The sequence below is a fragment of the Pelovirga terrestris genome (assembly GCF_014773365.1).
GTDB classification, from domain to species: Bacteria; Desulfobacterota; Desulfuromonadia; order Desulfuromonadales; family Geopsychrobacteraceae; genus Pelovirga; species Pelovirga terrestris.
The window spans coordinates 58,691-66,071 of record NZ_JACWUN010000017.1 but is presented as its reverse complement, the minus strand read 5'-3'; the positions used below and the strand labels follow the sequence as shown (position 1 = coordinate 66,071).

Annotated in this window: 10 protein-coding genes; 6 read left to right on the top strand and 4 right to left on the bottom strand. The window is 49.3% G+C overall.

All coding sequences use genetic code 11. From position 1 onward, the window contains the following. Positions 1–165 precede the first annotated feature (165 nt). The 4 genes from ICT70_RS13170 to ICT70_RS13150 form a co-directional block, all read right to left on the bottom strand. Positions 166–906 (bottom strand): TVP38/TMEM64 family protein, encoded by a 741-nt coding sequence (locus tag ICT70_RS13170; RefSeq protein WP_191157389.1) that lies wholly within the window; start codon positions 904–906, stop codon positions 166–168. A 295-nt stretch (positions 907–1,201) separates the two neighbouring features. Then, entirely contained in the window at positions 1,202–1,750 is a 549-nt protein-coding gene (locus tag ICT70_RS14980) for a peroxiredoxin family protein (protein ID WP_224747054.1), read from the bottom strand. Positions 1,751–1,857: 107 nt separating this feature from the next. Continuing rightward, the gene (locus ICT70_RS13155; RefSeq protein ID WP_224747048.1) at positions 1,858–2,121 is read right to left on the bottom strand and encodes an SHOCT domain-containing protein; all 264 of its coding nucleotides are present in this window, start codon (positions 2,119–2,121) and stop codon (positions 1,858–1,860) included. A gap of 117 nt (positions 2,122–2,238) precedes the next feature. After that, complete coding sequence (locus tag ICT70_RS13150) at positions 2,239–2,823, bottom strand: TetR/AcrR family transcriptional regulator (protein WP_191157386.1); 585 nt, start codon at positions 2,821–2,823, stop codon at positions 2,239–2,241. Between the two features lie 203 nt (positions 2,824–3,026). On the opposite strand from ICT70_RS13150, the gene ICT70_RS13145 reads away from it, so the two are divergent. The 6 genes from ICT70_RS13145 (at position 3,027) to ICT70_RS13120 (ending at position 7,358) form a co-directional block, all read left to right on the top strand. Continuing rightward, entirely contained in the window at positions 3,027–3,578 is a 552-nt protein-coding gene (locus tag ICT70_RS13145; protein ID WP_191157385.1) for a carboxymuconolactone decarboxylase family protein, read from the top strand. Positions 3,579–4,177: 599 nt separating this feature from the next. Continuing rightward, positions 4,178–4,705 (top strand): hypothetical protein, encoded by a 528-nt coding sequence (locus ICT70_RS13140; RefSeq protein ID WP_191157384.1) that lies wholly within the window; start codon positions 4,178–4,180, stop codon positions 4,703–4,705. Between the two features lie 226 nt (positions 4,706–4,931). Beyond that, positions 4,932–5,441, top strand: a complete 510-nt coding sequence (locus ICT70_RS13135) for a TlpA disulfide reductase family protein (protein ID WP_191157382.1) — start codon at positions 4,932–4,934, stop codon at positions 5,439–5,441. A gap of 4 nt (positions 5,442–5,445) precedes the next feature. Beyond that, positions 5,446–6,195, top strand: coding sequence for a cytochrome c biogenesis CcdA family protein (locus ICT70_RS13130; RefSeq protein ID WP_191157380.1), 750 nt, complete (start codon positions 5,446–5,448; stop codon positions 6,193–6,195). Between the two features lie 69 nt (positions 6,196–6,264). Then, entirely contained in the window at positions 6,265–6,705 is a 441-nt protein-coding gene (locus ICT70_RS13125) for a disulfide bond formation protein B (protein ID WP_191157378.1), read from the top strand. Further along, positions 6,702–7,358: a DsbA family protein gene (locus ICT70_RS13120; protein ID WP_191157376.1), complete on the top strand. Its 657-nt coding sequence runs from the start codon at positions 6,702–6,704 to the stop codon at positions 7,356–7,358. The genes ICT70_RS13125 and ICT70_RS13120 overlap by 4 nt, the downstream gene beginning before the upstream one ends. Positions 7,359–7,381: the final 23 nt, after the last annotated feature.

The window sequence follows — 7,381 nt, the reverse complement described above, 5'->3', positions numbered from 1 at the left end:
CGAAGCAAGGCTTCGAGAGCTTGTCGGTCTTGCGCTGTTAATTCGTATTTTTCATGAGTGCGTGCCATGTTTGAAACTATAGCACAACTTCAATTTAAGCAAAAGAACTAACCGCACGGGACACTAGATCGTAAAATGGAATTGGTGTTTTTATGGTGGTGATAGTCACATCTTTTGCCGGATGCCGGGCTTTTGGTTGTTGTCAGACTGTGCCTGTTGACGCAGGTGAGGAAAAAACCTGCGAAGGCCGAAGGGATTATAGCGCTCAATGACCCGTGGGAGCAGCAACATCAATATAACGCACAGCAAACCGGCGATCATCAGCGGGAAGGGACCTGTCGTGATAACGGCACCAAAACCGGTATAAACAATGGTCATCGGCACCATCCCTATCAATGTAGCGACAGCAAAAGCCCGTGCCGACATCGCAGTCAATCCGGCGCCATAACTGACGAACGCAAAAGAAACGATGGGGATGAGTCGCGCACCCAGCACAACACCAAACAACATGGCATCACTGCAATCACGACAGTAAATAACATGACCTCCAACCATACGGGCAATCAGTTCTCGGCCGGCTTTGCGGGCAATCCAAAAAGCCAATAATGCACCGACCAATGCCCCGGCTGCCGCATACAGGGTGCCCATCCAGACGCCCCAGACCAAACCTGCGGTCATGGTTATTGGTATCGTTGGAATTGGCCCGACAATCACTGCCAGAACCATAACCAGCATCAACAACAGGGGGCCAAACAATCCCCTCTCTTCGATCCAGATAGACAGACTCTCCGGCGCCAGCCAGGCTCCAGCATCAGCCCACCATGCCCACAGGAACGCTAGCGCGATTAGCGCCACAAGCCCCGGCCCTGTCCAGGCATCAAGCTTTATGCTCGCGTCATTCTTCATCTTGCCCCTGTTCTATCAATACCAATATCTAAAGCAGGTCATCCGACCAGCCTTTTATCCAGTTAGAAGCCTGAACCAGTGGGCTACCCAGTGGCTGAGTTCAGCAATACACCGTTGCCTGCGACTGCTCTACCAGATGGAAACTCCGGGCCCCATCATCGAATTGCCTTTCGCCTGGCGCAGACACAAGGACAACACAGACATTAAGAGTTGCTGGAAAGTAACTATTCAGCTCAATGACGGTCCAGTTTGCCCGGAATACCCAACAGAGAGCGTAACTCCTGTCAATTTCTATTCAATTTAGATGTTGACGAACATAGCGCACAAGTTCCGGGACTTCGACATACATGGTGCGGTCCGGGTTGTCAGGCGCACCATAATCTTTGATCCAGACAATTTTTCCGTTACCATCGACCAAAACAAAGGTATGGCTTGGTTCGCCGTTACCGATGGCCCATTTCAGCACATCATATTGTGCTGACACACTCAGATCCGGGTCGGAGAGAACCGGGACAGAGGTAATGCCCAAGCGGGGAATTTCCGGGGCCATTTCGGCGACGGAGTCGCGGGCAATACTGATAACCTGCACGTTCAGGGCCTGGAATCTTGAGCTGTTTTGCAAATCCACGATTTGCTTCATGCACGGCGGTCAGCCAACCGCCATGTGGAAAAAGAGCAGAACCGGCACTTTCTGTTGCGTGTAATCACTTAACGAGACCTGTCCGCCGCGGGCATCATCCAGTTGAAATGCGGGCGCTTGCGTTCCCACCAGTGATTCGGCTATCACTTCATTGTGTGAACAAGCGGTGATTAGAAAAATCGAGACGAGTATCAACAGCCACATCCTTTTTTTTCTTTGCATATTTTTTTCTCCTTTTGGGAATGCTGGTTGAACGTTGTCGCCATCAAGATATGATGACGCTATAAACCGCTATTCCTGATCAGGCCATGTCAGCTCTGCAGGTCATTTTTTATCTGTTCAAATTCTTCCCGGGTTATCTCACCTTTTGCGTAACGTTTTTTGAGCACCTCGATGGCCGTTTCAGCATCTCTGGCGGGTCCCGAAGACCGCCCGGAGTCATGCCACCAGGGCGGTCCGGGGCCACCACGTCCTAATATAAAATACAGTATGGCGACGACAACAACGATCATTAAAAGAGGCATCATGGTTGGAAAAATCCACCAGCCGCCCCAGCCAAAATGTTCCGGCCCCATGATGTTCCTCCCGCCTGTCTTATTGTTCAGTCAGTTGCTTAGTGATGGTACCAGAGTTAGAGTTCGACGAGAACCACCGTGCATGGATTCTGCGATCCGATTTTTCGTCGGATGTCGTCATGCGCTACCTGGCTGTTGCTGTGGCCAGGGGAGCCAGGGCAGACCCTCGCGCAGACCCTCGCGCATCCGCGCGGTGGAATCGCGCTGATAGCTGTAAACCTTAACACCAAAAATATGCAGCATCAGGCTTGAGGCGCGTTTTCGGCTCAGGTCGGCGTCGAACTCTCGGGCCAGATAGCTGCGATAAAGCTCTTCAATCCCTGCCAACTGAGCTGCGGCAAAATCGTAAAACTCATTTCTCTGCGCCGCCAGTTCGAGTTGAGTCTTGATCAGAAAACAGCTGCAGTAGTTTCTGCGCAACGAATCCTCGACCATTTCATCGAGGATCGCACAAATCCCTTCTCCGATCGATGGTGCCGAATCGAGTCTCTTACGTATATATTCCTTGCTCTTGCGGGCATACTCCTCAAGCGCCTCGCGAAAGAGACCCTCCTTGCTGCCGAAGGCAAGATAGATCGAGCCGGGCTGGAGACCGGTGTTCTTCACCACCTGCTGCATCGACGAGGCGCTGAAGCCGTTCTGCCAGAACAGCTTGATCGACCTGTCGACCACCTGATTGCGGTCAAATTGCGCTTTTGCCATGGCGATTCCTCGTCCTTAAAAATAAACCGTGCAGATCCACTATACACAAACTTGAACGATCGTTCAAATAATATTGACAACAGCATGTCGGAGAGGATAAGTTGAACGTACGTTCAAGAAACAATTTAGAAGGCCCGGTGTTAACGTCTCGCAACGAGAGATCAATAACCTCAAGAACAGTCATAAACTGAAGGAGCAGAAAGATGAAAAACAAATTCAACATTCACGACATCGATAGCGCGCCGGAAGCGAGCAGCCAACGTCTCGCCAACTACAAGAAACAGAACGGCATGATTCCCAACCTCTTTGGCGTGATGGCCGAGGCTCCCGGTCTCCTCGAAGGCTACCAGAAGCTGCACCAGCTGTTCCTCGATTCCTCGTTCAATGACGAAGAAAAGACCGTGGTCTGGCAGAGCATCAACGTCGAACACAATTGCACCTATTGCGTCCCGGCCCACACCGCCATCGCCCACATGATGAAGGTCGACCCGGCGCTGACCGAGGCGCTGCGCAACCAGCAGCCGCTGCCGACCGAGAAGCTTCAGGTGCTACAGGAAACGACCCTGGCGCTGGTGCGCAAACGCGGTGAGCTGAGCGAAGCGGAGGTTGAGAAATTCTACGCCGCCGGTTACGGCCAGCGTCAGTTACTAGAAATTATCCTTGGCCTGTCGCAAAAGGTGATGAGCAACTACGTCAATCACCTTGCCGGCACCCCGAGCGACGAGGCTTTCAGGAAATTCGCCTGGCAGAAATAACCCGCTCCAGCCCCTGATGTGTCAGGGGCTGCTGAAATCAAAATCGATACCCTTGAAGATCAACCGTAGACACGTGCGACTGCGATTCAGATCGGCACGGACAGGACGGCAAGACGGCAGGATAATAACCGGTGGGAGTCCATGACCACACCGGCATTTGATGTCTATGGTACCCTGGTCAACACCCAGCCTAAGTCGCGACATCCACGACAAGGAACTGATGGTCTTTACTCAATGTTTTGTATCTGTTCCGCACCGGGCCGGGAATCCTAACAGAGCAGGGGATTCAAAAGAGGCCTGAAAAAGAGGCGTGACAATTAAATTACCATTCTGGTCACTTATTGCTTGCAATTGATAACTACTATCAATATAGTGGGCCTTAAAAGAACGAAGCTTGTTGTGGCAGGCGAGCCAAGTTCCTCGACATTATCCTCCTCCTTGTGTGGTTAAAAAAAGCCAGTTGCGGAACCTCCCCGCAGCTGGCTTTCTCTTTTTTCTGATTTTGTCATTTCAAGCCACCGGTATTGGGTAGTGGCATGAGATTCATGTCGCAAGCAAGGTGTGCAAACACGCAGAGAAGAAAAGGGAGTTTCCCCATCGTGTTTATCTCTAATGACGGATATAAGTCTTCTGTCGCTTCTTTGGAATTTTCTTCTTTTCAGGTAATAGTCATGCTGACGAGCGCTCTACAGAAAAAATGGATCCTGCAATGGATGGTGCTGATCTATCTGTTCCTCAGCTTCGGTACTGCCAATGCTGCCTTCTGGTGTCATACGGATGAAGATTCCTCCCATCTGAAAGTAAATCCCATCGGCAAATGTTTGGTCAATTGTTCTGCGGATTCCGAACTGCCTCAACAGGGTTCAAAAATTCCGCAGTCAGCGAATTTATCCTTTTCACTTGGTGACGATTGCCTTGATTCCCTGGTATTTACTTCAGCTCTTCCTACCTCAAAACTGTCCACCCTGCTCATCAAAAATTCAGCAGCGTCCCTTGACACGACGTATCTCTCCCACGCTCCTGGGTTGAACTTAGGGGGAACACACTTAGCAAGACGCACCCCCCCTGGTCACTTACCCGAACATCAAACGTTACAAGTGCTACGTACAGTTGTTCTTCTGCGTTAAGCTTGTCTACACCCCCAAAAACCACCTGCAACAAAAGATCATTATTGGAGTTAGCGTCGTCGACATACCATTCGTGCACGACTGATTTGCATTGACTCCTGGGCTAAATAAGCATTGAAGTTATGTTGCTGATGTTCACCCAAGTCCTGCTTGGGGTGTCATCTGTCAGAGAGATGTTATTTTTTATATCGCAAGGTCTCATGCCCTGCGCACAGAAAGGTTCGATATGCGTTATTTGGTGTTGGTAGTTCTCATCGTGGTATTGGGCTTCGGTGTCTACATCTATTTCAACCTCCCAACACCCGTGGTTGTTGGAGATATTGCACCTGATTTTCAGCTTTTGGATACCAAAGGAAATACCGTCACGCTGTCTGAGTTGCGGGGCAAGGTTGTTATGGTGAATTTCTGGGCAACCTGGTGTCCATCCTGTAAACAGGAAAAGCCCTCGATGGAGCGGCTCAATAAGATGATGGCGGAAGAGGATTTTGTCATGCTGGCCATCAACACAGAAGAGAACGGCCCTTCGATTGTTCCTGACTTTCTCAAGAGAAATCCGCTCGATATCACTGTGCTCTACGACGACCAGGGGACCGTCAAACAACAATATGGTGTCTATAAATTACCCGAATCTTTCATCATCAATAAAAACGGCATTGTCGACCAGAAGATTATTGGCCCACTCGATTGGTCCAGTCAAAAAACGGTTGAATATTTCAGACATTTGACCAGAGGATAATCAATTGTTACAAGAAGCTGCCGATATCACTTATTGGATAGCGTTTGCCGCTGGGGTTTTGTCCTTTGTTTCTCCTTGCGTTCTACCGCTGATCCCTTCGTATCTGACCTACATAACTGGTCTATCCTTTGAACAACTTGATGAAGAGCATCCTGATGTCAAAGTTCGCCTGACGGTTATCCTCCATATTCTTTGTTTTATCCTCGGATTTTCCCTTGTTTTTATCCTGCTTGGCGCAATTGCCGGCATCGCCTCCGGTCAAATCCAGGCATTATTGCGCGAGGGGATGAACTGGGTCGCCAAGATCGGCGGTTTGCTGATCCTGCTGTTTGGCGTCCACATGACCGGATTATTTTCCTTCCACGCCCTGTTGAAATATAAAAGAATTCAACTGACCAAAAAACCTGCCGGCTATTTTGGCACGTTGGTTGTTGGAGTCGCCTTCGCCGCTGGCTGGACACCCTGCATTGGACCCATTTTGGCCTCAATCTTGATGGTCGCGGCAACATCAGGGCACGTTGCTGAGGGGACCATGTTATTGACGTTCTATTCCCTAGGTCTGGGGCTTCCTTTTCTGCTCTCGGGACTGCTGTTTCATCGATTCCTGAGCACGGCCAGAAGGCTTCGATACCATATGCGCAAAATTGAAATCGGTACCGGTGTGATGCTCATTGCCGTTGGTATCATGCTAATGTTCAATCTGCTGTTACCGATCACCATGTTTTTTTACCGATGGGTTCCGGTACTAGGCTAAAGGGTGGTCCACCGTCACAAGCACGGCACTGTCGACCTTATTTTTCATCATTTTGTGGAGCAATTGTTTATGGCGCAATCTGACAAAGAAACGAATACAAATTGGACGTTGCTGTTCTTATGCTGGCTCCTGGTCAGCGTCTCGGCAACAATCAGCATCTTTTTCAGTTCCGTTTTAGAATATCAGCCATGTGTCCTCTGCTGGTATCAGCGGATTTTCCTGTTTCCGTTAATCGTTATTTTCGCTGCGGGCCTGTTCCCGACGTTTGATAAAAGCGTCATCAAATATTCCCTGCCACTGACTATCGCCGGTGGGTTGACGGCTCTTTACCATACGTTGCTCTACGCCGGAATTATTCCGGAAAACATTCAACCCTGTTCACAGGGTGTTTCCTGCACGGAACAATATTTTGAACTGTTCGGTTTTATATCCATCCCCATGTTGTCATTTTTCGCATTTTCAACCCTTGTCTTTCTGTTAATCATCCTGAAGAGGAGAACCTCAAAATGAAATACGCTCTCGTTGGAATAACCTGTCTGGTGTTGGTCTTGGCTTTTGTGGTTGGTAATAATTATTATCAAGAGCAACAAGCACAAAAGTATGGTTTTTTGGCGGCAGAAAACGCTGAGCTTTTTATCAGAGATCATTCGCGAACATTTGGCAGTGATGACGCGAAAGTTTACCTGGTTGAGTTTATGGACCCGGCCTGCGAAACCTGCGCTGCGTTTGCTCCCTTTATCAAACAAATCATGGATGCCAATCCCGGTAAAATAAAATTGGTGCTTCGTTACGCCCCGTTCCATGATGGTGCTGACGATTTCGTCAAAATTCTTGAAGCAGCAGCAATGCAAGGGAAGTACTGGGAAACCTTGAATCTGATGTTTGCGACCCAGAATATCTGGGCTAACCACCACAATTACCAGCCAGAAAGATTATGGGAGATCCTCCCCAGGGCGGGAGTTGATATCGAGCAAATCAAAAAAGATATGCATGACCCCGCTATTGCCAAAATCATTGCCCAGGATATGGCCGACGTGAGAGCCCTTGATGTACAAAAAACGCCCGGCTACTTTGTCAACGGCAAGCCGTTGCAAGTTTTTGGCTACCGCCAACTCTCCGAACTGATTCAGTCGGAATTGATCGCCCAATATCCGAAAGAATAAAAACGACAAACATCTTAAAAGAG

Bases quoted from the DNA above. Each gene is read 5' to 3' on its own strand.
- ICT70_RS13170 (WP_191157389.1), bottom strand. From the start codon at position 906: ATGAAGAATGACGCGAGCATAAAGCTTGATGCCTGGACAGGGCCGGGG.
- ICT70_RS13155 (WP_224747048.1), bottom strand. From the start codon at position 2,121: ATGGGGCCGGAACATTTTGGCTGGGGCGGCTGGTGGATTTTTCCAACC.
- ICT70_RS13150 (WP_191157386.1), bottom strand. From the start codon at position 2,823: ATGGCAAAAGCGCAATTTGACCGCAATCAGGTGGTCGACAGGTCGATC.
- ICT70_RS13145 (WP_191157385.1), top strand. From the start codon at position 3,027: ATGAAAAACAAATTCAACATTCACGACATCGATAGCGCGCCGGAAGCG.
- ICT70_RS13135 (WP_191157382.1), top strand. From the start codon at position 4,932: ATGCGTTATTTGGTGTTGGTAGTTCTCATCGTGGTATTGGGCTTCGGT.
- ICT70_RS13125 (WP_191157378.1), top strand. From the start codon at position 6,265: ATGGCGCAATCTGACAAAGAAACGAATACAAATTGGACGTTGCTGTTC.
- ICT70_RS13120 (WP_191157376.1), top strand. From the start codon at position 6,702: ATGAAATACGCTCTCGTTGGAATAACCTGTCTGGTGTTGGTCTTGGCT.